Annotated in this window: 23 protein-coding genes and 1 pseudogene; 3 read left to right on the top strand and 21 right to left on the bottom strand. The window is 45.5% G+C overall.

Annotated features, from left to right (window positions below; translation table 11 throughout):
* Nucleotides 1-9 precede the first annotated feature (9 nt).
* From purU to iolD, 18 genes are all read right to left on the bottom strand, one after another.
* Nucleotides 10-879: a formyltetrahydrofolate deformylase gene (purU, locus tag XMM383_RS09915; protein ID WP_173494907.1), complete on the bottom strand. Its 870-nt coding sequence runs from the start codon at nt 877-879 to the stop codon at nt 10-12.
* A 514-nt stretch (nt 880-1,393) separates the two neighbouring features.
* The gene (locus tag XMM383_RS09910; protein WP_173494906.1) at nt 1,394-2,215 is read right to left on the bottom strand and encodes a MurR/RpiR family transcriptional regulator; all 822 of its coding nucleotides are present in this window, start codon (nt 2,213-2,215) and stop codon (nt 1,394-1,396) included.
* Nucleotides 2,216-2,445: 230 nt separating this feature from the next.
* Nucleotides 2,446-2,553, bottom strand: a complete 108-nt coding sequence (locus tag XMM383_RS11885; RefSeq protein ID WP_173494926.1) for a hypothetical protein — start codon at nt 2,551-2,553, stop codon at nt 2,446-2,448.
* Nucleotides 2,553-2,690 (bottom strand): hypothetical protein, encoded by a 138-nt coding sequence (locus XMM383_RS09900; protein ID WP_217363616.1) that lies wholly within the window; start codon nt 2,688-2,690, stop codon nt 2,553-2,555. The genes XMM383_RS11885 and XMM383_RS09900 overlap by 1 nt, the downstream gene beginning before the upstream one ends.
* A 14-nt stretch (nt 2,691-2,704) precedes the next feature.
* Entirely contained in the window at nt 2,705-3,883 is a 1,179-nt protein-coding gene (locus XMM383_RS09895) for a phytanoyl-CoA dioxygenase family protein (protein ID WP_173494905.1), read from the bottom strand.
* A gap of 37 nt (nt 3,884-3,920) precedes the next feature.
* Complete coding sequence (locus XMM383_RS09890; protein WP_173494904.1) at nt 3,921-4,784, bottom strand: SMP-30/gluconolactonase/LRE family protein; 864 nt, start codon at nt 4,782-4,784, stop codon at nt 3,921-3,923.
* Nucleotides 4,781-5,383 (bottom strand): 2-dehydro-3-deoxy-6-phosphogalactonate aldolase, encoded by a 603-nt coding sequence (locus tag XMM383_RS09885; RefSeq protein WP_371744235.1) that lies wholly within the window; start codon nt 5,381-5,383, stop codon nt 4,781-4,783. The genes XMM383_RS09890 and XMM383_RS09885 overlap by 4 nt, the downstream gene beginning before the upstream one ends.
* Complete coding sequence (locus tag XMM383_RS09880) at nt 5,383-6,285, bottom strand: 2-dehydro-3-deoxygalactonokinase (protein WP_173494903.1); 903 nt, start codon at nt 6,283-6,285, stop codon at nt 5,383-5,385. Before XMM383_RS09880 ends, XMM383_RS09885 begins: the two co-directional genes overlap by 1 nt.
* Nucleotides 6,286-6,387: 102 nt before the next feature.
* Entirely contained in the window at nt 6,388-7,152 is a 765-nt protein-coding gene (locus tag XMM383_RS09875; protein ID WP_173494902.1) for an SDR family NAD(P)-dependent oxidoreductase, read from the bottom strand.
* A 334-nt stretch (nt 7,153-7,486) separates the two neighbouring features.
* A complete protein-coding gene (locus tag XMM383_RS09870; RefSeq protein WP_173494901.1) occupies nt 7,487-8,521 on the bottom strand; it encodes a Gfo/Idh/MocA family oxidoreductase in 1,035 nt (344 codons plus the stop codon).
* Between the two features lie 142 nt (nt 8,522-8,663).
* Nucleotides 8,664-9,668 carry an inositol 2-dehydrogenase gene (gene iolG, locus XMM383_RS09865; RefSeq protein ID WP_173494900.1) on the bottom strand — a complete coding sequence of 335 codons (1,005 nt, stop codon included), beginning with the start codon at nt 9,666-9,668 and terminating at the stop codon, nt 8,664-8,666.
* A gap of 235 nt (nt 9,669-9,903) precedes the next feature.
* Nucleotides 9,904-10,674: an ATP-binding cassette domain-containing protein gene (locus tag XMM383_RS09860; protein WP_173494899.1), complete on the bottom strand. Its 771-nt coding sequence runs from the start codon at nt 10,672-10,674 to the stop codon at nt 9,904-9,906.
* Between the two features lie 11 nt (nt 10,675-10,685).
* Nucleotides 10,686-11,762, bottom strand: coding sequence for an ABC transporter permease (locus XMM383_RS09855; protein ID WP_173494898.1), 1,077 nt, complete (start codon nt 11,760-11,762; stop codon nt 10,686-10,688).
* Between the two features lie 78 nt (nt 11,763-11,840).
* The gene (locus XMM383_RS09850) at nt 11,841-12,794 is read right to left on the bottom strand and encodes a substrate-binding domain-containing protein (RefSeq protein WP_173494897.1); all 954 of its coding nucleotides are present in this window, start codon (nt 12,792-12,794) and stop codon (nt 11,841-11,843) included.
* A 610-nt stretch (nt 12,795-13,404) separates the two neighbouring features.
* Nucleotides 13,405-14,223, bottom strand: a complete 819-nt coding sequence (locus tag XMM383_RS09845) for a class II fructose-bisphosphate aldolase (RefSeq protein ID WP_173494896.1) — start codon at nt 14,221-14,223, stop codon at nt 13,405-13,407.
* Nucleotides 14,220-15,062, bottom strand: coding sequence for a 5-deoxy-glucuronate isomerase (locus tag XMM383_RS09840; RefSeq protein WP_173494895.1), 843 nt, complete (start codon nt 15,060-15,062; stop codon nt 14,220-14,222). Before XMM383_RS09840 ends, XMM383_RS09845 begins: the two co-directional genes overlap by 4 nt.
* Before the next feature lie 2 nt (nt 15,063-15,064).
* Nucleotides 15,065-16,054 (bottom strand): 5-dehydro-2-deoxygluconokinase, encoded by a 990-nt coding sequence (iolC, locus tag XMM383_RS09835; protein ID WP_173494894.1) that lies wholly within the window; start codon nt 16,052-16,054, stop codon nt 15,065-15,067.
* Entirely contained in the window at nt 16,054-17,916 is a 1,863-nt protein-coding gene (iolD, locus tag XMM383_RS09830; RefSeq protein ID WP_173494893.1) for a 3D-(3,5/4)-trihydroxycyclohexane-1,2-dione acylhydrolase (decyclizing), read from the bottom strand. Before iolD ends, iolC begins: the two co-directional genes overlap by 1 nt.
* Nucleotides 17,917-17,995: 79 nt before the next feature.
* Here iolD and XMM383_RS09825 point away from each other — a divergent pair, with 79 nt between their 5' ends.
* Genes XMM383_RS09825 through XMM383_RS09815 form a run of 3 tightly spaced genes read left to right on the top strand, consistent with a single transcriptional unit; the run spans nt 17,996 to nt 21,140 of the window.
* Nucleotides 17,996-19,081, top strand: coding sequence for a Gfo/Idh/MocA family protein (locus XMM383_RS09825; protein WP_173494892.1), 1,086 nt, complete (start codon nt 17,996-17,998; stop codon nt 19,079-19,081).
* Between the two features lie 16 nt (nt 19,082-19,097).
* Nucleotides 19,098-19,988, top strand: a complete 891-nt coding sequence (locus XMM383_RS09820) for a sugar phosphate isomerase/epimerase (RefSeq protein WP_173494891.1) — start codon at nt 19,098-19,100, stop codon at nt 19,986-19,988.
* An 18-nt stretch (nt 19,989-20,006) separates the two neighbouring features.
* A complete protein-coding gene (locus XMM383_RS09815) occupies nt 20,007-21,140 on the top strand; it encodes a Gfo/Idh/MocA family protein (protein WP_173494890.1) in 1,134 nt (377 codons plus the stop codon).
* Here the strand turns inward: XMM383_RS09815 and XMM383_RS09810 are convergent.
* The 3 genes and pseudogenes from XMM383_RS09810 to iolB form a co-directional block, all read right to left on the bottom strand.
* A complete protein-coding gene (locus XMM383_RS09810) occupies nt 21,135-21,935 on the bottom strand; it encodes a substrate-binding domain-containing protein (protein WP_371744238.1) in 801 nt (266 codons plus the stop codon). The two genes, XMM383_RS09815 and XMM383_RS09810, sit on opposite strands and share 6 nt — an antisense overlap.
* 60 nt (nt 21,936-21,995) lie before the next feature.
* A pseudogene (locus XMM383_RS11880) lies at nt 21,996-22,148 on the bottom strand (LacI family DNA-binding transcriptional regulator); the annotation flags it as partial.
* 889 nt (nt 22,149-23,037) lie between these two features.
* Nucleotides 23,038-23,865, bottom strand: coding sequence for a 5-deoxy-glucuronate isomerase (gene iolB, locus XMM383_RS09805; RefSeq protein ID WP_173494889.1), 828 nt, complete (start codon nt 23,863-23,865; stop codon nt 23,038-23,040).
* Between the last annotated feature and the right edge of the window lie 25 nt (nt 23,866-23,890).

Here is a 23,890-nt window from a genome sequence, read left to right as displayed (position 1 = left end):
TTTGAAAAGCTATGAGAGCACTACAGTTTTCAGACCGTTAACAAAGACGCGCTGTTCGGTGTGAGCACGAACGGCTTTGGATAACGCCAGGTTCTCCATGTTACGACCCATATCTCGCAAGTCATCAGGGCCAAAACTGTGATCAACACGACCCACCTCTTGTTCGATGATCGGACCTTCATCAAGATCAGAAGTAACATAGTGAGCGGTCGCACCAATCTGTTTCACGCCGCGATCATAGGCTTGAAAATAGGGTCTAGCACCCTTAAAGCCGGGCAAGAATGAGTGGTGAATATTGATACACTGCCCCGCCAAAGCTGAACAGAGTTCAGGCGAGAGAATCTGCATGTATCGAGCCAATATAACCAACTCAGAACCTGTCTCTTTAAACGCTTGAAGAATGCGTTTTTCACGAGCAGCCTTGGTCTCCAGCTTGGTCTCTAACGTCGGTAACAGCTCAAAGTCTAAGCCATAGAAATTGGCGACTGGTTCAAGGTCTGGGTGATTAGACAGAATACCTGTCACCTCAATATTCAGCTCGCCACGCTTCTGCTGATAGAGCAACTCCATTAAACAGTGATCATGTTGAGAGACAAGGATCAACGTTTTCATAGGCGCTTTAGCACTGCGCCACTGAGCATTCATATCTAACGCATCCGCAACTTCACGGTTGAACTCTTCAGCTATCTGTTCCAAATCCAACGGTGTGTGAGTTGTGAACTCTAAACGGCTAAAGAAACGACCCGAGACTTCATCATCGAACTGTTTCATTTCGACGATAAAAAAGTCGCGATTTGCCAAGAAAGTGGTGATTGCGGCGACCAATCCAGTACGGCCAGGACACTCGACCTTGAGTGTGTAATGATGTGACGTAGACACGCTGTTTCCTAATAGTGCAGATCGAACTAAATTAGCCCGAATATCTAATATGCGTTTAGAATAAACGCTTCATATTTATATGCAATCCACCTAAGGATACAAATTGTGATTCGCGATGATGACCTAGCTTTTTTCAAACCCAAAGCGCGACGCTATGGCACCGTAATATTTACAGGCCTTTGGGCTGCTGCTGAATGGTTTCTTTGGGGTGCCGCCCCCTTCTGGTCGGTTCTCGCTACAGGTCTGTTTGGGTATACCTATTGGCGATTAATTCACACCTTTCCTAACGATTTTTAGTCGGAAACAAGTTGCCGAAAACACTGGTAGTTGCGAACCAAAAACTGAGGTAATCAAATACGCTCATGTCGCCAAAGCACTTAATTCCATAGGTTATAACGGACCAGTTGGTGTCGAAGCCTTTAGTGTAAGTGAATCTGATTTAGAACGCTTTAAAACTGCCCTTACTATCTAGTAAGCGTATCGACAAAAAAACTACAGTTGGTGGTTTTGTCTATTAAGGTCTACCCGCCAACCCTACAGAGAGAGATTGAGCGACACACAAAGATGAGGACAAGGATCGGATCCCATGAACCTCCGCTTCTCTTAAAACGATCTTTGCAGAAGCTTTGGAGGCCAATGGACTCAGCTCACTATCGGTAATTAATATAAGCGGCACACCTGAATCCATAGCCTGTTGTGCCACTTTCTGTGTCTCTTCTGCATATGGTTGGAAACTCACTGCTACCAGGACATCATCTTGCTGCATATTTCCTGACTGCTCCATGGTCATACAGCCTAAGCTATCAATCAAAAAAGCACGTCGATCAACGTGACGAAGTGCGTAGACAAAATAACTAGCAACAACAAATGCTCTACGTACACCCATAACGTGAATGTTGTTCGCTTGCTGAAGCAACTCTTCTGCTTTTTCGAGGGCTGAATAGTCGATTTCACTAATCAGGTGATCAAGTGTAGCTGAGTTTGCAGAAGCAAATTGCTCTAGTAATCGAACAGGGCTGGTCTCATCCTCACCTAGGCTTTCTCGCGCAATTCGAATACGGTCAGTATAGCTTAGCGATTCATGCAACAAATGTTGCTGAAAAATACGCTGCATCTCAGAAAAACCAGAGTAACCAAAAGCATTAGCAAAACGAACCAAAGTCGAGGGATGAACACCCGCATCTTTTGCAATAACAGCAACGGTTCCGAATGCAATATCGTTAGGGTTATCTAAAAAAAACTCAGCAACTTGGCGAAGCCTCTTACTCAACGATTGATGCTCACTGGCAATATTAGCTTTTAATTCACTAAAGGTTTTAGGGGAAGCATTGGGCATTGGAGTGGCTCTCAAAAGAAAACTATTTTATGGTTATTAAATCAAATACTAATGAATAAAATCTGCATTTGGAATATATTTTCAACTTTTAGAAAGATTATTTTATTCAATAAAAAATCTATAACCTACTGGGTTATATAGGCAACTAATTACATGCGATAAAACTATGATTAAAACCGAAGACCGACCTTTGTGAATCAAAATTTAAACTCCATAGAGTAAACTTCCCGTCAAGCGCACACTTCGTTACTAGAAATTTCTGCAGTAACAAACTCTTTAAATTCTGCTGGTGTTTCGTTCCGAAGCGATTCGTGAGGTCGTTCCTCGTTGTAAGTGATTAGCCAAGCCGCGGCATCGCATAGCGGTTACCGCTAACAATCGCAATGATCCCGGAGTTATTGGTTTGTGGGATGGCAGGCATGAATGCATCTTGAGAGATCCGTCCCGCGCCAACAACTGCATATCTAACGTTCATTTATTTTTACCTTTTTAATTGGTTTTACGGCGCCAATCGTAGTCATCTAACACCTCTGACAGTTCAGCCAACGACCACTCTTCATCAATGGCTCGGCGTAAAATCGTTTGCTGTGATTGAGGGGCCAACCCGCCAACAGGTGGATCTCTATCGAGATTGGTTGGGAATGCGTAGCCCTCTGCACACGCTACTATCACGGAATCAAGTTCTATCTTTGACAACCCTCCCTTTTGAGTAATGGCCATCAACTCAGAGTACAGCGCCTTACACATTCTTAACCGATCGACTGATTCCATTGCACGACCAAATGCTGATGATATTTGAAGCAAGTTGGCTAAACGCTTTATATCTTTACTTTTATTACTACCCGCGGCGTGAAGTAGAGCCGGGTTAAACATTACGAGATCACCCTTTTCTAGAGGCAGTTGCACACGGTGTTCGGCAAAGTACTCATGGAAGGGGGCAAAATCAGCCAGCAGATAACCATGTGAGTATTTCTGCGAATGGGGCAAATAGAGTGTCGGTCCACTCTCCAGCGGCATATCGACATGAGCAACAGCACACTGAAGTGTTAAGTGCGAACTCAATTGATGAATATGCTGCGGGTAATTCACTGCCTGTTCGGTTGTCATAAAGCCCAGGTGATAGTCTCTATGAGCCACCTGAGCTTCACCACCAGGGTTTACAGAGTTCACTTGGGAGGTAATCTGATAGTTTGGTCCAAGCCAAGCCTCAGCTGCTTTTGCCAAAATGGGGTTCGCATAATATTTCGCAAAAAGCTCTGGAGAGTGCAAACAGAGTTTTTCAAGAGCATTCCAAATTCGATCGTTGGCACCTGGTTTAGCAAAATGATCGCCAGCTCCTTTACCCGCTTGTTTCTCTTCATCAATCAGAGCTTCAAACGAGGTCGTCACTGAATCTAAAAGCTCGAGATTGTCGAATGCATTCTTAAAAACCAAAATACCTGGGCCCGAACTCCAAACCCAATGCCATTCAGATTGCATCCTCTTAAGTTGCTCTCCAGTGTCATCGGATTCGATCAGTTGAAGTACTTTTGAACCTTTATAGACCGGGACCTGTTGAATAATGTCATCTACAAAAGGTAAATCAGATGGAGTTGCCTTTTCTGAAAGTACTTTAACAAGCTCCTCTAATGAGAGCTCTTCAATACTCAAATAGTTATTTTTTTTCATAATTGCCATCCTTTTAGCCTTATTGTTGAGCTCGCAATCAATATTTCATCATTTCAACAGCCGGCTCTGCTTTCCCAAATACCGGCACATTAATTGAAAAAACAGAACCTGCAACGCCAGAGATAATCTCTGCATCTGGCAGCCCCTGTTTAGCTGTTGTCACAAATAGTCTATTGAACTCTGCACCACCAAATGCAGGACAGGATGGCTGTGAAGTAGGAAGCTCAATTTTATGTAGCTCCTCTCCACTGGGCGAATAGCAACGAATTGAGTAATCACCCCAGAATGCGATCCAAATATTTCCTGCGCTATCTGTCACTGCTCCATCAGGGTTAAGAGACGCCCCTTCAAGATCAAGAAAAAGCTCTGCTGATCCCTCTGGCCAACCATTTTCAGAGAGGGTTTGCCGCCAAATTTTTCGGGTTGGAGTATCTGTAAAGTAGGCAACAGAGCGGCTAGCATCAAAACAAATTGCATTTGAAATGGTGATATCAGAGAAGAGCTGTTTTAACTCCCCTTTGTAGAATCGATAAATCGCACCAGCCTGTGGTTCAGCGTTATGACCCATGGTACCTATCCAAAAACCACCCCAAGGATCAGCCCTACCATCATTCGAACGCGTCATTGGATTATCAGCCTCTAAATCAACGACATGTCTTTGCTGCCCAGTCTCTAAATTAAATTCAAAGAGGGATACTGAGTCGGCAATCAAAAGATGATCATGATCAATCCAGCCAGCGGCTGAAACACTTCTCTCAAACTGCCAAGTGAACTCTTGCCTTCCATCTAAGCTATATAAACGGCATTTCAAGATATCAAACCAAAAGAGCTGATTACGTAAAGGGTGCCAAAGTGGTCCCTCCCCTAATCGACAGCGCCTAGCATCAAATATCTCGATCACTTAGAGACCCTGTTGAATTCAGCAACCATGTTACTTGCTATTGCGTATACCTCAGAAGCGGACCGCCCCGGCTTATAAAGAGAACTACCTATACCAAACCCAGTAATGCCCGCAGATAACCATTTCTCAAAATCAGGCAGATCGACCCCACCCACTGCATAGGTCGGAGTATCAATAGGCAGTACGGCTTTTAGCGCTTTTAATCCATCAATACCGAGGGTCGAAGCTGGAAAAAACTTTAATCCATCGGCGCCTGCATCAAGCGCACTAAAACACTCTGTGGCGGTATACACACCCGGATAGGAGAACATCCCGAGCTCTTTAGATCGTCTGATCACATCCGAATTACAGTTGGGTGAAACTATTAGCCGTGCGCCAATGCGATCTAACTCATTAACCTCAGATATTGAGAGCACTGTACCTGCGCCAATCAATGCATCATCACCATAAGCTTTTTGAATATGCTCAATGGTTTTAAATGGTGATGGTGAATTAAGCGGTACTTCAATTTTTGTAATACCGGCTTCAACAAGTGATTCGACGATTTCCAGAGACTCATCAGTCGTTATGCCACGTAATATTGCAATCAATTCAGGCACTATTTATTCCTCTTAACGTCTTGGTAATGGATGAAGAGCCCTTCTCTCGCAAACCTATCGCCATCAAGGCAGTCAGCGACTCCACCCACACTATTCAGTGCGCGATGATAGAGAGCAGTAAGTGGGCTAGATCCTATCAATGTAACGCTTTTATTTTTCCACCGAGTAGCCGCACCTGCGAGCTCGATTCCAATCAAATAACCTGACAGCTTCGAACGAGCTTGCAACGAATTTTGTGAATGAAGGAGATCATCTGCACGTATAGAAAATAGTAGTGATGTGAACTTCTGTGGTTCAGAAAATATATCCTGAACAGCAGCATCAAATTGCTCCAAATTAATCTGGTCAGCTTTAACTGAGTGTTTCAATATTGAGAACTGGCTATACAACTCGAAGGACTCGCCCGTTAGGAAGGTTGTGAAATCAACAATCTTATTCTGCTGAACTTCTACCCATTTACTATGCGTACCGGGTAAGCAAAAGACTCCTTCAGAAATCCCTGATGAAATCACACCTAGGAGTTGAATCTCTTCCCCTCGCATAACGGCAGCGGGAGAAGACTGGCTAACCCCGCCCAACAAATAGACCTCAATCATCGGATCTTTGGTTTCAATTCGAATCTTGCTACCCATAGGCTCACAGGGAGCCTCAACATAAGGGACCTCTCTCCAGCCTTGACGATTGGTAGCGGAACCACAAATTAAGATAGTTAGAGGAGTGACTCTATCTATTAACCAGCCGGAGATTGCATCAACCAAAACTGATTCATATTGATCCGGGGATAATCGAGACATGCCAACTTCAGAGCAAAACTCCTTAAGGAGCTCCCCACTATCAGACATACCCCAAATTCGTAAATTTGAAGTACCCCAGTCAATTGCCACCCAGTCAGGCTGCTTCATCGAATCCATTCAATCCAATATCTGTTATTAGGAATAAGCCAAATTTAACGTTTGAAAGCGATTCTAGCCATGGCATGCTCCCCTTCGACAAACATAAAGAGATTAAATTGAGCCAGCCTCAACCATATAGTTATTCGCTGTACACATACGAGCATCATCAGACGCTAAGAAAAGTACCATTCGCGCCACATAAACTGGCTCTATAAGCTCAGGTAAACATTGACGATTGCGATGTTTCTCAATGGCTTCTTCGGTGACCCAAAGCTCCTTTTGGCGCTCAGTCATTATCCAACCGGGAACAACTGTGTTAACACGAATATGGTGCACGCCAAAATCCCTAGCAAGGGTACGAGTTAATCCATGTACGGCTGACTTTGCAGTTGCATAAACAGGGAATCCACCACCCGCTTCCCACCAAGAGTTGGAGCCCATGTTGATGATAGAACCGCCACCTGACTCAATCATTCCAGGCGCGACTGCTTGAGCGCAGAAGAACATATGACGCAGATTTGTTGCAATACGCTCATCGAAATACTCAGGTGTCACATCTCGCCAATCGTGTCGGTCATCACGGGCAGCATTATTGACCAAAACGTCAAAGCTACCGCTCTTACTTTCTTCTTGAGCTATAACCTCTTGGAGCAAGCTTGCATCGCATAGATCAACTAACGAAAAACTGACATTTGAACGCCCTATTAATTCGACAAGTGCGTTGGATGCTTCAGCGTCACGATCTAGAAAGTGAACTTTCGCATCTTGCTGAGCAAAGGCTTTAACTATTTCAGCACCAATACCGCTAGCGCCACCAGAAATTAAAACTCTTTTGTTCTCTAGACTTGGATATATGGCAAAATTATTTTTAGACATTTTAATTCTCCAAATTGCACGATATTTATAACCTTTTAATTTGCTTCAGCTGTCAAAAAAGATGAACCAAAACCAATCTAGAGGTTGAACTGAAGTCAATGATTAATAGAACAAAACTTTCTGTAAAACATAAACGAATACACCATGACGTGTGTGAGCAAGAGCCAGTTTAGAGAGCGCTAGGTTCTCCTTATTAAATCACATATCGGAAAGATCATAAGCAAGAAAACTAGTAATTGCAGCGACGAGACCCGTCAGTCATTGACATTCAATGTTTAGTGTTTATTTGTCTGGATTACCCACAATAAAATCCCTTTAAATACTTTTGGGGAACTTAGCCATTAAACCTCATTTCATCTTCTCTGACTAAACGCTGCTCTTGGAATGAGCGTTTCAACAGGAGCGCAACTTCAGTGGCCGCGCGTGCTTCAGCAAGTGTCACGCGCGGCTGCCTACCCGACAAGCAGCAGTCGACAAAGTCCTCAGCCTCCGCAAGAAACGCCTCCTTGAAACGCTCGAAAAACTCAGGCGTACACTCATTGCGCACACCATATTCATCCTTAATCACAACGCGGTTGCGCGTAGGGTTTTGGCCAATGGCAAGAATCCCTTTAGTGCCATGGATCTCAACATGGGTGTCGTGGCCGTGATGTGTTGTTCTAGACCCAGAGATGTTTGCCATTGTGCCGTTAGCAAGCCGACAAATTGATGACACGTTATCTGCATCATTTACATCATCAAAACCGGGGTGTGCATAAGCACCACCCATTGCGCATGCTGATGTGATTTTTGAATCAAGTAGAAAATGTGCTAAATCGATGTCATGGATGCACATATCGGGGAATATACCTCCCGATGCAGGTACCGCCGCAATTTGAAATTCAGCCCACTCATCCATATCTCCGGTTTGAGAACGAACCAGAAATGGAACACCTATAGCACCGGCTAAGATCTTCTCTTTAGCTTCTGAAATACTTGGATCCCAACGTCTGACAAATCCGATGCAAACAATGAGTTCAGGATGCTTAGCTGCCTCGGCCTCTACACGCAAACAATCATCAACATTTAATGCGACAGGCTTCTCGCAAAAAACGTGCTTTCCAGCCTGTAAGCCAAGGATTATTTGGTCCGCATGCAAAGTGGTTGGGGTGACTAGAAATACCGCATCAACATGTTCATCTTGTAGGAGACGCTCATAGGTGTCATAAATAGTCTCAACTCCAAGATGTTCACGAGCATAAACCTGTTCTTCGGCAACGGGGGTAGCAACAGCTACCAGATCCGATGCGGCAACTTTAAATGCTAAGTTTTCAGCATGCTTCTTGCCGATACGGCCAAGCCCAACTAAACCAATTCGCAAAGACTCCATTGATATACCTTTAAATGAATAGAAAAAATATGTTTTTAAATGACCGACAAAAATTGAAGGACTATGTATCCATTACCCCTTCAGTTTTTTTGGGTTTAAAGTCAGTATTAGCGCAGTTCTGTATGGAGAGCACTAGCACAAACTAGCCCAGAACTTCAGAAACCTTAACTGCACGACCTTCTGCTACTGACTTTACTGCAGCATCAGCAAGAGCTAGAGCCATTAGACCATCGTGACCTGTAGTTGGTGGTGTTACGCCCTGTTCAACAGCCGCAACAAATGCACGAATTTCTGCTTCATATGCCGGCATGTAGCGCTCCATAAAGAAATTCATCAATGGGCGACGTTTGTAGCCATCTGCAGTGGCAATTTGCACGGTGTTTTCATGATGGTTTTCAGCAGAAGCCATTCCATTAGAACCCAACACCTCAATACGCTGGTCATAACCATAGGTTGCACGACGGCTGTTTGTGATGACTGCGTGACGACCTGATGCCGTTGTCATCATCACGTTTACGCTATCGTAATCACCCGCCTTACCAATCTCGTCATCGACTAGAACAGAAGCTGCAGCCTGAACGGTTTCAACCTCTTCGCCTAGCAACCAACGCGCCATATCAAAATCATGGATGGTCATGTCGCGGAAAATACCGCCCGAACGTTTGATGTATTCGACTGGAGGAGCACCAGGGTCACGACTAGAGATTGTTACCATCTCAACCTTACCAATAGTGCCATCGTTGATAGCGTCTTTAACGCCAGTAAAATCAGGGTCAAAGCGACGGTTAAAGCCAACCATAAGGGTGCCTTTAGTCTCTTCAACCACTTTCAATACGTTCTGAACACGCGCCAAATCCAAATCCACCGGCTTCTCACAGAAAACAGCTTTACCAGCACGGCAGAATTTCTTAATCAGATCAGCATGGGTATCAGTTGGTGTACAAATAATTACACCATCAATATCAGAAGACGCTGCGATTTCATCAATCGAACGAATATCACACCCATATTGCGTAGCCATTGACTGAGCGGCATCAGCAAACGGCTCAGCAAGTGCAACAAATTCAGCACTAGCAATTGTACTAATCGCAGCAGCATGAGCTTTACCGATACGTCCCGCACCAAGAATACCAATACGAACTGTCATTTTTTTTCCTCGAGCCTCAGCTCTTTTATTAGTTATTGCCAATTAAGTTCACATTGAAACGGCCTCAAAGAAACCAAATTTTCATTGTTATCATTAATTGGAATATATGTTCCAAATTAATTCAAGCTTTATTACCAACGTTCAAGCGTTTACTCATTTCTAGATTGAGGGAAAAAAGTTGAAAAAACTCACGCACCTCTGGAAGGCAGGACGCGTGAGTCTAAATGTTTGTTACTTAAGCTTCGAGCTCATACTCTGGATGTGTTTTAGCGCCAGTAATATAAGCAACCACATCTTCACCAGAGGTCTCCTCTTTGCGAAGATTCGCCACAATACGACCACGACGGAACACCACGATACGATCCACCAAATCAAACACCTGTCGCATGTTGTGACTGATAAGGATCAGCGGTTCACCCGCCTCCTTAAGCGTGCGGATGATGTTCTCAACCTGCGCTGTTTCCTGAACACCCAAAGCTGCTGTTGGCTCATCCATAATGGTCAGTTTCGAGTGGAAGGTTGCCGTGCGGGCGATTGCCACACACTGGCGCTGACCACCTGACATATTGCTTATTGAATTGTTGATGTTAGGGATCTTTACACCAGTCTTCTCCAACGATGCCATGGTAGCTTCGCGCATAGCCTTGTAATCCAAGATCGAGAAGGGGCCCAATTTGAACTTAAAAATCTCGCGTCCTAGAAAAAGGTTATCCGGTACGTTCAAAGCATCTGCCAGAGCAAGGTTTTGGAACACAGTTTCAATACCGGCCTCACGCGCCTCCAGCGGCCCTGTGAACTCAACATCGGAACCGTCGAACCAGATCTTACCCGAGGTGCGTTGCTCTACACCGGTAATCTGACGCACGAATGTCGACTTGCCGGCTCCATTATCACCCATGATCGCAACATGCTCGCCTTTGCGAATTTCAAAGTCAGCGCCCTCAAGTGCGTGTACACCACCGTAATGTTTGGTAAGACCTTCTGTCTTTAAGATAATTTCACTCATCGCCTCACCTCCTATGCCCTAGCCGCTTGTTTCTGCGCACGCCATTGATCCAAGATTACCGCAGCAACAATAATCGTACCTTTGGCCATCTCTTGGTAAAAGGCATCTAAACGCATGAAAGTGAAACCAGAGATAATCACACCAAAAATCAATGCGCCCAAACAAGTCCCGATAATGGAACCTCTGCCACCCGCCAGCGAAGTCCCGCCGATTACAGCCATAGCGATAGCATCGAGCTCGTACATTAAACCCATACCTGCCTGACCAGTCAGCGCCTTGGAACTCATAACAATTGCAGCTAGCGCCGATAGAAGACCAGCAATTGCGTAAATCAGAACTTTGAGGCGATCAACGTTGATACCTGACATACGTGCAGCTTGTTCGTTGGAGCCGATGGCGTAAGTGTGCTTACCATATTTGGTGTACTTAAGCAGCAGGTGCATGATTATCGCCAAACCAATAAATATAAAGACCGGATTCATACCTGCACCAATAGCAACGTAATCTTCCTGAAGGAAAGAGATTGGGCGGCCTTTAGTCACAAAAGTGGCCACGCCACGCATAAATAACATCATGCCAAGGGTAACAATAAATGGGGGTATATTAAATTTAGCAATTAATAAACCGTTAACTACACCTGCCAACAATCCTACCCCGAGCCCGATAGCTAATGGAATAATTATTGGTAAATCTAACCAGTCGGATCCGAGAATAGGCTTAACGTTCTCCATGCCATATTCATTGAGCGCACTTTGCGCAAATGCGGTTGTGATCATTGCCACACCACCAACAATCGATCCAGAGCTAAGATCTATTCCGCCAGCGATAATTACCTGTGTAACACCCAAGGCGATGATACCGATAATAGAAACCTGCAGAATAATAATCTTAAGACGCTGTTCGTTGAACAAAGTATCTACTCTGTCGCGCGTGTTGAACAGGAAGCTATCGCCAATAATGGTGCGACCCAGAAATTCGAACAAAGCAACGATTGCAATCAGCGCTATGAAAACATTCAGCTCGGGCGGACGATGGCGTTTCTTAGGGTCGTATTTCAACCCACCCAGGCCATGTGTAGAACTTGACATAGAAACTACTCCGAAAATCAATCAATTTATCAACTTAGGAGCAGGGCCCCCAAAGGGAGGCCCTGCATAGGGACGGACTTATTTGCTAAGTACTGGGTGGGTCTTGAGGATCTCAGGAGTGATCAGTTCGAATGGAACATAGTACTCACGCGGAACATCTTCCCCGTTGACAAGTTTTAGAACTGCGTCAACTGCACCTTCACCCTGCGCTTTAGCATTCTGAAAAACAGTTACATCCAGATCACCACCACGCATTGCTGCAAGAGCATCATCAGTAGCATCTACACCACCGACAACTACGTCTTTCATGTCGATACCAGCTGATTTCATCGCCTGGATAGCGCCCAGAGCCATCTCGTCGTTGTTAGCAATAACAAAGTCGAATTCTTCACCGGTTGAAAGCCAGTTGGTCATCAAATCCTGTGCTTCGTTACGCTGCCACATTGCGGTTTCTTTACCGATGATCTCCATGAAGTTACACATATCGAGCTGAACAACCTGTTCTGCATCGATAGTACGTTGTACCGCTGCTTCGGAAGCAAGGTCTCCAACAAGCAAGTAGCCACGCGCGCCGCCGCTCTTTCCTTCTGCACGAAGCTGCTTACACATCTCGTATGTCTGGTAAGTACCCGACTCCACTTCGTTGGATGCAACGTATGCCTGTCCTTGAGCCATAGACTCAAGCGGAGTTGGCTTACGGTTTACGAACACAGTCGGAACACCTGCTTCTGCAGTAAGCTTAGACATTGGGCCCGCAGCAGTTGAATCAACAGCTTGGATAATGATTGCATCAACACCGTTAGCGATGAAGTTACGCACTTGATCTAGCTGACGACCGACGTCTAATTGCGCATCTACCTGGATCATTTCGTGACCCAACGACTCTGCATAAGCCTGAGAACCGTTACGAAGGATAGTAGAGAACTTATCATCGAAGTGATGTGTTGCATAACCAATGGTTAAAGCGGAAGCTGCTGGGGCCTGAGCTAGAAATGCAGCAGTTAAACTTGCAGCAAGAATTGCCTTTTTCATTTTTATGTCTCCTATTGGTGTCTGGCACACCAGTTATTGTTTTTAGACCAGAAATCCTCGTAAGGATAGTTTCACGCAGCGTTAATCGCTTGGAACAACTAACACATTTGCAATGAAATAATACAACTGAGCAATCGATTAAAGTGGTAAATCGAACACATCCTCTTCTATCGAGTTGAACTCAGACAAGGACGGAACTTTAAACCCGCCTCTTTTAACTTTCGGACTAGGAAAAATATTGCCTAAGATCTCTGGTACGAGAACCGAAAGTTTGTGTTCTTTCGTTACATCCATCAGCCCTAGGCTTGGAAGAGTAACCAGTAATTGAACCGCGAAAGTTAAAAATTAAATCCTTTTCAATAATACGAAAGGTATAGATGGATAGTTCAAATTGTTAGTTGAATTTTGAAACGTCTATCCATAAAACCATCATTTTCTCGGGTTCACTTTAGCAATCTTTGTTTTATCGATCAATACTTTTGGAACGGTTATTCCAAAATATTTTCATGATTTTTTCGCATCTTTGAATAACGCCCTACAACAGCCCTGTTTATAGTTTGTTAAAGAACGGAATTGAATCAAACACCCAACCGAACTCAAATCGAATCAGTTACATCTCTCGAAAAAGTTTTCGGACATCTGATATCAACATGCTTTCAACTTCAGAGAGCAACGCTATACGGTCAAACTGACTAGGGTTTGCTTTTAAAACATCTCGCAGATGATTGCCAAATGACTGTCGCAACTCTGTTCCGATATTAAATTTACAAACATTGGAGTGCCGAGCTAATCGCTGTCTAATCTCCAGACTAATTCCTGATCCACCGTGCAACACCAGAGGAAGAGAACACTTAGCCTCTATCTCTGCCAGCAGTTCAAAATTGATAACAGCCTCTTTCTCGGTCTGCAAATGGACATTGCCAATTGAAATAGCGACTGCATCAACGCCTGTCGACTCAGCAAACAAACCTACCTCATCAGGCAGCGAACCCTGAGAGGCCTTACCTTTTGCATATCCGACATAACCAACCTCACCCTCTACACTCACACCCCGAGCTTTAGCTAACTCAACTACGCTTTGAGTCAGTCTAATGTTTTCCTCTATCGGCAAGTCAGAGCCATCAAACATCACACTAGAGAAGCCCATGTCAATGGCACGAGAGCACTCATCAATCGACTTAGAGTGATCGAGGTGAACAACAACAGGAACATTTACGCTATCAGCCAGATGAAACATCATAGGAGCCAATACCTCAATAGGGGTATGTGCCCTACAACCCGGTCCGGCCTGAATAATGACTGGCTTATTTTCAAGCTCAGCTGCCTTAACGTATGCCCGCATGTCCTCCCAACCCAACCCAACAAAACCGGCTACTGCAGTTTTGTTGTGTAGGGCGTGCTGGAGAACAGATTCTAAGGAGGTGATCATTTGAACTTAGACCACATCGATTTCATACCGGGAATCGTATCTAACTGATCCGCGTGAATGGGCTGGAAATAGGGTGCTAAACCGCGTTGCTGAGCACCGCCTAGAATAGTGAAGTAGTACATCTGGTAACCCGGCATCACTACACAAGGGTGGTAACCATCATCTATAACAAAAGTGGAGCCATCAACAACATGAAAGGCCTCGCCCGGCTGGTCTTCACTCTTCTGGAGAAGCTGCAGCGCCGAGCCTGTATTTGGCTTAAAGCGAAAGTTATAGGTCTCGTCGTGCTTAGTCTCCAGCCCTTCACGATCAGTGCCATGCTTGTGTGCTGGGAAACCAGACCAACCGCCCGTACCAACAGTAAAGAGCTCAGAAACTAACAATCTGCCAACTTTATCGGCCTGTTTTTGACCCAGGATATGTTTAATTTTACGATGTGTCTTAGTGTCATCCGAGCCGTACTGAATCATGTCGATGTCATCAGCAAATACTGCAAAGGGCTGGAGTACTTCATCAAAAGGCGCCCCTGCAATAAACACCTCAGCTCTTTCAGATTCACAAACAAAACTACACTGCTGTCCGGTTGGTACATAGACGCCTTCAGGCTCTGCATCCCAAACATCTTCACTACGCAATCCAACTGTAGCAATCTGCTGACCACTAACACTAACCGTGACTCGTCCAGTAGCTGGTACAATACAGGTCTCGTAACCAGGCACACTGTAGTTAAAGGCCTCACCTAACTTCAGTTTTACAATATTAAAATAGTTAAGTGGTACACGTTCGTCGTTAACATCGACAATCGGTTGATTATGGTTTTCAAAAGGGGCTATGTGCATAGCTAAACTCCTTGTGATTGAAGCGGGCAAACAGCCGCCTGTTTAAATTGAGTAAGTTCTTCAAGATCTGGCATAGCAGGCGCACAGCCGACACGTGTAACGACCATCGCAGCACATGCACTTCCGTCAATGAGTGCATCCGAGAGCGAAGACCCCCGGCTTAAACTGGCCAGTAGTCCACCCAAAAACGAATCTCCAGCGCCGGTCGGTTTAAGAGGATTCACCTGAAAGATGCCTGTATCGATGGATGAGCCAACTGGGGTAAAGGTGCGCGAACCTAGCTCCCCTCGCTTATAAACTATCCACTTACCTGACCTTGCGAGTCGCTTGGCATAAGATTCACCTTCATCATAGCCACCCGCCATGTGCCCAAACTCATCGTCGTTGCCAATCACCGCATCAAGATGGGTTAATGCCTGTTGGTACACCGCCTGCGCAGCGCTCTCTGATTCCCATGAATATGGACGATAATCTAGATCCATAATGCAGGGGATATCTGCATCTTTCGCCAACCTCAATGCAGACAAGGAAGCAGTTCTAGATGGTTCAAGGGTAAGAGCCGTTCCGGTAATAATAAGAGCACGGTAGGATGAAAAATCGATATCAGAAATATCCGAAAGCGCCAGCGTGAAATCAGCAGCGTTATTTCGATATATAACAGACTGATGATCCTCAACGCGACTCTCTGCTATAGCCAAACTTGTTCGACACTCTCCGGCAACAGACCGCACCAGCGAGCTGTCTACTCCATAGTTTTCTAGCTGATTAACCACAAACCGCCCAACAGCATCGTCCGAAACATTCGTGACTAAAGCAACAGGCTCATTGAACCTGCGTAAAGCAACAGCAATATTGGCACTAGAACCACCCAATGCTGCGACGAATTGCGTTGCTTCTTCGGTTTTTGTACCCGCTGGATCTGGATAAAGATCTATACCCGCACGACCGATTACGAGAAACGGTTTATTGCTGGAGGCGATTTTGGATAGCATTAAACACCCTTCCTTTGACGCGACCGGCCGGACTCAGTTTCAGCATGCGCATCTAAAATACTCTGTCGTCCTGAGACTGCTGGCGTTCCTACTTCCCACCAAGCATGCCCTTCATCCGTCCACCCCTGATAGGCGTCAACGTCCATCACAATGACATAGGTCTCTTTGGATGCTTTAGCTCGTTTAAATGCTTCTTGCATCGCCTGGGCGTCTAATACTCGTTCTGCTTGAGCCCCTAAACTCTGAGCATGCTGCACAAAATCAACGCCCTTTTGCACAGTCGCGGTTGGCGTATCAATAAATAGGTTGTTGTAACTCACATTACCTTTACCGGTCTGGAGCTTGTTGATAACGGCAAATCCTCCATTATCTAACACCAGCAGGATTAGCTTTTTCTCAGTAATAACTGAGCTGTAGATGTCTGAATTCATCAACAAATAGGAGCCATCACCTACGAAGACGATCGTGTCCTGGTCAGGTTCCTTCTCAGACTGCGCTATGCGAGCACCCCATCCGCCCGCAATTTCATAGCCCATACAACTAAAACCAAACTCAACATCCACTGTGCTTTCACGAAGTGTTTTCCAGTTAGCAGTTACCTCAGCAGGCAAACCGCCTGCTGCGGTCACAATTCGATCGCCTGGATCGCAAAGATTATTTACTACACCGATCGCTTGCGCGTATCGATTCGGTCCGAGGTGAATATTGGTATTAGTTGCTCGTGTATCAGCCCAACCCTGCCTTTCATGCTCGGCAAACGCTAACCACTGTTGCGGTGCGCGATAGCTCTTCATGAGCTGTGATAGCTGCGGCAAGCTCTCTTTAGCTCCAGCGACCAATTCAACACCCAAGTGCTTCAGTGCATCATGGCGAGCAGGGTTCAGCTTGATGAGTTTTGTTGCTGGACCAAAGACACTCCAAGATCCAGTCGTAAAGTCTTGTAAACGGGTGCCCACACACAGGACAACATCCGCCTGATCAGCTATTGCATTAGCAGAGTCCGAACCAGTAACACCTAATGGGCCGCAATTCAGAGGATGATCACATACAAGGTTAGCGCGCCCGGCAATTGTTTCTACAACTGGTATAGCGTGCTGCTCAGCAAAATTACGCAACTCGTCTATCGCATCACCATACTGCACTCCACCACCAGCAACGATAAGAGGTTTCTTTGCACTACTAAGAAGTTCTGCTGCCTCAGACAACTGGATTGGATCAGGCAAAATTGAACGAATACGATGTACTTTTGGCTCAAAGAAAGCGGTAGGGTATTCAAAAGTCCACCCTTGCACGTCTTGTGGAAGCCCAATAAAGGCAGGTCCACAATCGGCCGGATCCAACATGACACCAATAGCTTGAGGCAGAGATTGAAGAATTTGCGCAGGATGGGTAATTCGATCCCAGTAACGAGTTACAGATTTAAACGCATCGGTAACGCCTAGTGCAGGGTTATTAAAATGCTCAACTTGCTGCAATACAGGGTCTGGCAGACGTGTTGCAAAATTATCCCCACACAACATCAGCATGGGAAGTCTATTCGCCATAGCGAGGGCGGATGATGTAACCAAGTTTGCCGTGCCAGGCCCTGCAGAGGCGGTACAAAACATAATGCGGTTGCGTTTGTGATACTTTGCATACGCCGCCGCGGCAAAACCCATCGACTGCTCGTTTTGACCTCGAAAAAGCGGCAGGTCATCTTTGACTTCATACAAAGCCTCACCCAGGCAAGTGACATTACCGTGCCCAAAAATTCCGAACCCACCACCGAATAGTCGAACCCGCTCACCTTGAATATCTATCCACTGATTTTGCAGGTAACGGATTATCGCTTGTGCAGTTGTTAAGGTAACTGTTTCGCCCATTGATACGTCCTGATGTTGATTATTTTTTTCGAAAACGATACAACATTTGCAACCGGTTGCAAATACAAGGCAAAAGAAGATGAAAAAATTAAACCTGGGCGTTATCGGCGGCGGATATATGGGCAAGGCTCATGCTGTTGCGTCCCACTCCGTTAGTGCTGTTATGGAGCTTGATGCAACCGTTACGCTCGGAGGAATCGCAGCGAGCTCACTTGAGAGCGCCCAGCGCTACGCTCAACTATTTAAGGCACCCAGAGCGTTTGCCTCTGCCGAGGAACTGATTAATTCAGATGATATAGACGCAGTCATAATCGCATCACCGCAGGATACTCACCTAGAGTTTGTAAAACTCTGTGCTGCTGCCGGAAAACCAGTGATGTGTGAAAAGCCGATGGGGCGAACCCTCATAGAGGCAGAAGCGATTGCTAATGCTGCTCAGTCAGTCATCAACCTAGTTGCCTATAACTATATAAACACACCGGCCAGCGCTTACGCCCGCAAACTCGTAGCAGACGGTGTCATCGGAGAGATCACCTGGTTCCGTGGAGAACACAACGAAGACTTCATGGTGGAACCATTAGATAGTTGGCGACTACATGGTGATGCAAACGGCACGCTAGGTGATTTAGCTCCCCACGTTATTCAATGCGCACTCGCATTTTGTGGTTCGATTCAATCGCTAGTAGCTGATATTAAATGCAGACCAGAGTCTCGAAGACAGCCAAAGAGCTCCGACTCAAATGACGATCAAATTCAATTCATGTGCCAATTTCAAAATGGTGCTAACGGATTTATCTCATCATCACGCGTCGCTCATGGACGAAAAATGGGTTATGCCTATGAAATTCATGGGACTGAGGGAACTCTTCGTTTTGATCAAGAGGATCAAAACTCGCTCTGGCTTTATCAGCGAGACATGGGTCCGAATGCCGGTTTCAAACGTATTTTTGCAGGACCTGATCATGGCGACTACCGCTTTTTCTGCCAGGGCCCTGCTCACGGAACCGGGTACCAAGATCAGATTATTATCGAACAGGCCAACTTTCTTCGCGCCATACTCGGCAAGCAGCCAGCATGGCCATCATTCAGTGACGGAGCTGAGGTGATGCGCGTCGTTGAAGCGGTTAGAAACTCCTACAAAACTTCAGGCTGGATAAGCCTTTAAGCACAAGGTAAAAATAATGACAATTCGTGTTGGAAACGCACCCTGTTCGTGGGGTGTTGAATTTGCTGGAGATCCTCGCAACCCGTCATGGGACACTGTACTTAAAGAGTGTGCTGAAGCGGGCTACAAAGGGATTGAACTCGGTCCCATTGGCTTTATGCCAGAAGACCCTGACGAGCTCGCAGCAGCGTTGAAAAAATATGACCTGCAACTTACCGCAGGTGTTCTTTACCAGCCATTCCATGATGCCGATAGGTTTTCAGAACTACTCGACACAGCGCATCGTACATGCCGCTCTTTAAAGGCGCATGGTGCCGATCAACTTGTTTTGATCGACTCTATTTCAGAGCGCCGAGCGCCCGCAGCGGGGAGGCCCGACGAAGCAGTCAAAATGGGTTGTGATGAATGGAGTGCCTTTGTTGAGCGCATAAGAACAGTCGCAAAACTCGGGACGGAAGAGTATGGACTCACAGTTAGCATCCATAGTCACAGTGCTGGCTTCGTTGACTACCTGCCTGAACTAGAACAGCTACTAAAAGAGATTGAACCAGAATATTTAAAACTGTGCGTCGACACCGGTCATCAGACTTACGCTGGTTTCGATCCGGTGGAGTTTATGCAGCGACACTTTGATCGCCTTGCCTATGTTCACTTTAAAGACATCGATCCTACCGTAAAAACAGACGTTATTAGTAACAGAACAGGATTCTATGAAGCCTGTGGACAAGGGATATTTTGCAATCTTGGTAAGGGCGAAGTCGACTTTAACGCAGTTAAAAAATTGCTTACAGAACGCGGTTACAACGGCTGGATAACAGTCGAGCAAGATTGCGACCCTACCCTTGATGTATCACCCATAACTGATGCCCGCGCTAATCGTGAATATCTCGCAAGTGTTGGTTTTTAATTTAGGAGTCTATAAGAAATGAAACCGATTAATTGGGGTCTGATTGGTGGTGGGCGAGGTAGTCAAATTGGACCTGCACACCGACTTGGTGCGCGCCTAGATGGCCTATTTAATTTTGCCGCAGCAGCACTTGATCATCGCCCGGACGAAGGGCGTGCCTATGGTATCGAATTAGGTCTCGATGCTAGCCGAAGTTATGGCGACTGGCGCGAAATGCTAGAGGGCGAGCGTAACAGATCTGATCGTGTTGAACTGGTCACTATCGCAACACCAAATGATACGCATTATGAGATCTGTAAAGCCTTCTTAGAAGCAGGCTTCCATGTACTTTGCGAAAAACCACTGACTATGAATGTTGAACAAGCCGAAGATCTTGTTCGGGTTGCAGCAGCGAGCGGAAAAATCTGCGCTGTAAATTATGGCTACTCAGGATACTCACTGGTGCGTCATATGCGAGCAATGGTCGCCCGAGGTGATATCGGCAAAGTACGTATGGTGTTTGCTGAGTTTGCCCATGGACACCATGCTAATGCTGCTGATGCCGATAACCCTCGGGTTCGCTGGCGTTATGATCCAGCCAAAGTGGGCGTTTCAGCGCAATTTGCAGATTGCGGGATACACGCTATGCACATGGCTAGCTTTGTGACTAACCAACGTGTAGAAAAACTGAGTGCAGATTGTGTCAGCTTAATTCCTAGTCGCGAGCTGGAAGATGATGCCATGGTTAACTTTCGGATGTCCGAAGGAGCTGTGGGACGCCTCTGGACATCATCCTGTGCGATAGGTCGTCAGCACGGTCTAACAATTCAAATTTTCGGTGAAACCGGTGGACTTCGCTGGGCCCAGGAGCAACCTAACCAGCTCTATTACACACCAGTGGGCGGGCGTACACAGATTATCGAACGTGGTGAAGGTGGGTTATCCCCTGAAGCGGATCGTTCAAGTCGCGTTACAGTCGGTCATGCGGAAGGTATGCCGCTTGCATTTGGCAATATATATACAGAGTTGGCACAGGCAATCGATTCTACAAAACAAGGATCTAAACCAGATTTAGGCCTCATTCCACTCGTAGAAGCGGGAGCTGACTCGATTAAGGCAATTGCCGCTGTCGCTCAATCAGGCAAAACAATGGGGGGATGGGTTAACCTATAACTTAGGCATTGAATTGCGCTCGACAATTTCGCAAGGTAGAAGGGTTAAACACGGTTTAAATCCAACTCCTTGTTCAAGTTGAGATAACAAACGATCCACTGTTATCTCAACTATTTCAGTAACCGGCTGGCTGATAGTGGTGAGTTGAATATTTTCCCAGCCCGCCATCTGAATATTATTAAAACCGATGATTCCAACCTGCTCAGGCACACTGATTCTTGAGGCCTCGAGTGCAGATATTGCACCGATTGCAATCATGTCATCACCACAGAAGTAACCCTGAGATAACTTACCTTCAATCAATCCGTGCATCGCTTTGTTACCCGCTTCGAAGGTGTAAGCATCGGCAAATGCGACTCTTTTCCTAACATGTGGCGCACTATCGACCACCGATAAAAATCCATTGAGTCGATCGTTGGTCGAGGTTGAGAATTGCGGGCCGCCCAGAAATCCGATATCTGAATAGCCTGCTTGTAACAGTCGCTGAGCACCCATAGCGCCAGCAGAGAAATTATCGATACCCACTACGTCATAATCACCCTGATGATCTCGTCCAAATGCATGAACAACAGGCAAACCAGCTTGAGAAAATGCGCTAGAGAACTCAACCGGAAGTGTTGAAGTAGCAACAACCACGGCATCAACTTGATATTGCGATAATAGATCTAGGCTGCGTTGAGGATCTGTTTCATCGGTCAAATTAACCAACAGAGTTCTAAGCCCTTTCTCTTGCAGTAACCGAGTAAAAATATCGAAAATTTCTAGGTAGGCAGGGTTTTGAAAATTGTTTGCCACAAGACCAACTAAACCTGTTTGACCAGTGGTTAGGCTTCTAGCCAAAATATTCGGCCTATAACCTAAACTCGCAGCTGCCTCTTCAACCAGTTTTCTAGTTTTAGCTGATACTGATGCACCTGGTGTAAAAGTCCTTGAAACAGCGCTCCTGCTGACCCCTGCTAATTTAGCAACGTCTGCTAAAGTGATCTTTGCTTTAAAAAATTTAGACAATCTGCAAAAACCTTAACAATTTCAAAATTAATGAATAGCAAATTACACCAAGCTACCCAGTAAACTCAATGTTTACATCACAACCAGTCAATCATTACTTGCAGCTAAACAACATCAATATCGGATTGGAGTTGTTTTTAAAATGGAGGAATTGGAATCGGTAAATCGATACAGCAATCCCACTGGATCTTAAGATGGCTGTTTTCCAAGGGATTGTTTAGCATCATGGACAAAGTCACAGTAGCTGGCGGAATCATGAAGAAGATGCTGTAAAAACAGACGCTGAATCTTATAAAACCACTATAACCAGAGGCGTTAACAAAACAAACTAAGGTTGGCGGGTGTACCTTTGCATCTTTTGCAATAATTTCCACTGTACCAAATGCAATCTAATAAGGATGATCTAACAGATACCTAGCAACTTACCGAAGAAGCTTGATAAGAGAGACGTGACTGTTGCAAGAACTTGCCGTGGCTTGTCAGGAGCGAATGGAATAACGAAAAACGGCCTTTTGGATGGTGTCGTCGATCAAGTCTTTGCTGTTCAGATAAATTAGATATAAAGAAAAAATCAAATTGTTCCAAACTGCATTGAACAATTTACATGCTGATCGAGCAGAAATTAGACTTAACGCAGAACTTTAATTCATAAAACATATGGGCAAGCGATGATACGTGACCAAGATTTAAAATTTTTCAAACCCAAAATACGTCGATATTTAACAGTTGGTCCTACAGCTGGATGGGCTATTTTAGAATGGATTGTATTTGGAAACCCATTCTGGGCAATACTTGCAACCGCCTTGTCACTTTACAGTTACTGGCGTCTGTTTCTCACCTATCCTGAAGAGTAGACACACCTCAAAAATCCTTGAAGTATGTGATGAATTTAACCCTGAGCAGTTTTTTTCTTATCCGCTTCAAGTATCCACTCATGGTCAGGGTCATTATGGAAGATCCACTCACGTGATGGCCCCGCCATAACATTCAGGTAGTAGGATGTATATCCGTGTGGAGCACCTACTGGATGGTAGCCTTCAGGCACCATAACAACCCCGTTATTCTCTACAGCCATCGTTTCATCTAGTGAGCGATCATCTGTGTAAACGCGCTGGAAAACGAAACCCTGCTCAGGGTCTACTTTGTGGAAGTAGGTCTCTTCAAGAAGAGTCTCAGATGGTGAAATATCACGGTCGTGCTTATGAGGCGGGTAGCTTGACCAATTACCGTCCGGAGTGATTACTTCACACACCAACAACTTCTCTGCAGCCATATTTCCAAAGAGAATGTTGCAGACATGACGTTGGTTAGTACCTATGCCACGCGTTTCAAAACTAGCGTCTGCAGGTGTAATCAATCGAGCTGGATATTCACCCTTGCCTGGTGCACTACATACAGCTACTTCCATATCTGAATTTGCAGTGACCACAAAGTTATCAGCCGGGGGAACGTAAACAGCGTATGGGGCTTTCTGCTCAAATACACTCTGGCGTTCGCCCAAACCAGTCCAATTCTCAGAGTTAGTTGCTACATCAGCAAAACCAGTCACGAGAACAACACAAACTTCTCTATCACCAGTTGCCTGCTCAAGTGTTTGACCCTTTTTAAGCTTATAAACTTCGAAACCTACATACTCCCATCCTGCAGATTCTGGAGTAATTTTTTGTATTAGCCCCTGCTCATTTGGAGCCGATGCACGAGAAAGAAGGTGTGACATGATAAACCTCGAAAACGTTTAGATG

It is taken from the genome of Marinobacterium sp. xm-m-383, from assembly GCF_013283255.1.
Lineage (GTDB): Bacteria > Pseudomonadota > Gammaproteobacteria > Pseudomonadales > Balneatricaceae > Marinobacterium_E.
The sequence above is the reverse complement of the archived record's forward strand: the minus strand, read 5'-3'. Positions and strand labels throughout refer to the sequence as shown.

Bases quoted from the DNA above. Each gene is read 5' to 3' on its own strand.
- iolG (WP_173494900.1), bottom strand. From the start codon at position 9,668: ATGACAGTTCGTATTGGTATTCTTGGTGCGGGACGTATCGGTAAAGCT.
- iolD (WP_173494893.1), bottom strand. From the start codon at position 17,916: ATGGGCGAAACAGTTACCTTAACAACTGCACAAGCGATAATCCGTTAC.
- iolC (WP_173494894.1), bottom strand. From the start codon at position 16,054: ATGCTATCCAAAATCGCCTCCAGCAATAAACCGTTTCTCGTAATCGGT.
- XMM383_RS09910 (WP_173494906.1), bottom strand. From the start codon at position 2,215: ATGCCCAATGCTTCCCCTAAAACCTTTAGTGAATTAAAAGCTAATATT.
- XMM383_RS09840 (WP_173494895.1), bottom strand. From the start codon at position 15,062: ATGCACATAGCCCCTTTTGAAAACCATAATCAACCGATTGTCGATGTT.
- XMM383_RS09875 (WP_173494902.1), bottom strand. From the start codon at position 7,152: ATGTCTAAAAATAATTTTGCCATATATCCAAGTCTAGAGAACAAAAGA.
- XMM383_RS09860 (WP_173494899.1), bottom strand. From the start codon at position 10,674: ATGAGTGAAATTATCTTAAAGACAGAAGGTCTTACCAAACATTACGGT.
- XMM383_RS09870 (WP_173494901.1), bottom strand. From the start codon at position 8,521: ATGGAGTCTTTGCGAATTGGTTTAGTTGGGCTTGGCCGTATCGGCAAG.
- XMM383_RS09895 (WP_173494905.1), bottom strand. From the start codon at position 3,883: ATGAAAAAAAATAACTATTTGAGTATTGAAGAGCTCTCATTAGAGGAG.
- XMM383_RS09815 (WP_173494890.1), top strand. From the start codon at position 20,007: ATGAAACCGATTAATTGGGGTCTGATTGGTGGTGGGCGAGGTAGTCAA.
- XMM383_RS09850 (WP_173494897.1), bottom strand. From the start codon at position 12,794: ATGAAAAAGGCAATTCTTGCTGCAAGTTTAACTGCTGCATTTCTAGCT.
- iolB (WP_173494889.1), bottom strand. From the start codon at position 23,865: ATGTCACACCTTCTTTCTCGTGCATCGGCTCCAAATGAGCAGGGGCTA.
- XMM383_RS09820 (WP_173494891.1), top strand. From the start codon at position 19,098: ATGACAATTCGTGTTGGAAACGCACCCTGTTCGTGGGGTGTTGAATTT.
- XMM383_RS09880 (WP_173494903.1), bottom strand. From the start codon at position 6,285: ATGAAGCAGCCTGACTGGGTGGCAATTGACTGGGGTACTTCAAATTTA.
- XMM383_RS09855 (WP_173494898.1), bottom strand. From the start codon at position 11,762: ATGTCAAGTTCTACACATGGCCTGGGTGGGTTGAAATACGACCCTAAG.
- XMM383_RS09825 (WP_173494892.1), top strand. From the start codon at position 17,996: ATGAAAAAATTAAACCTGGGCGTTATCGGCGGCGGATATATGGGCAAG.
- XMM383_RS09900 (WP_217363616.1), bottom strand. From the start codon at position 2,690: ATGAACGTTAGATATGCAGTTGTTGGCGCGGGACGGATCTCTCAAGAT.
- XMM383_RS09845 (WP_173494896.1), bottom strand. From the start codon at position 14,223: ATGATCACCTCCTTAGAATCTGTTCTCCAGCACGCCCTACACAACAAA.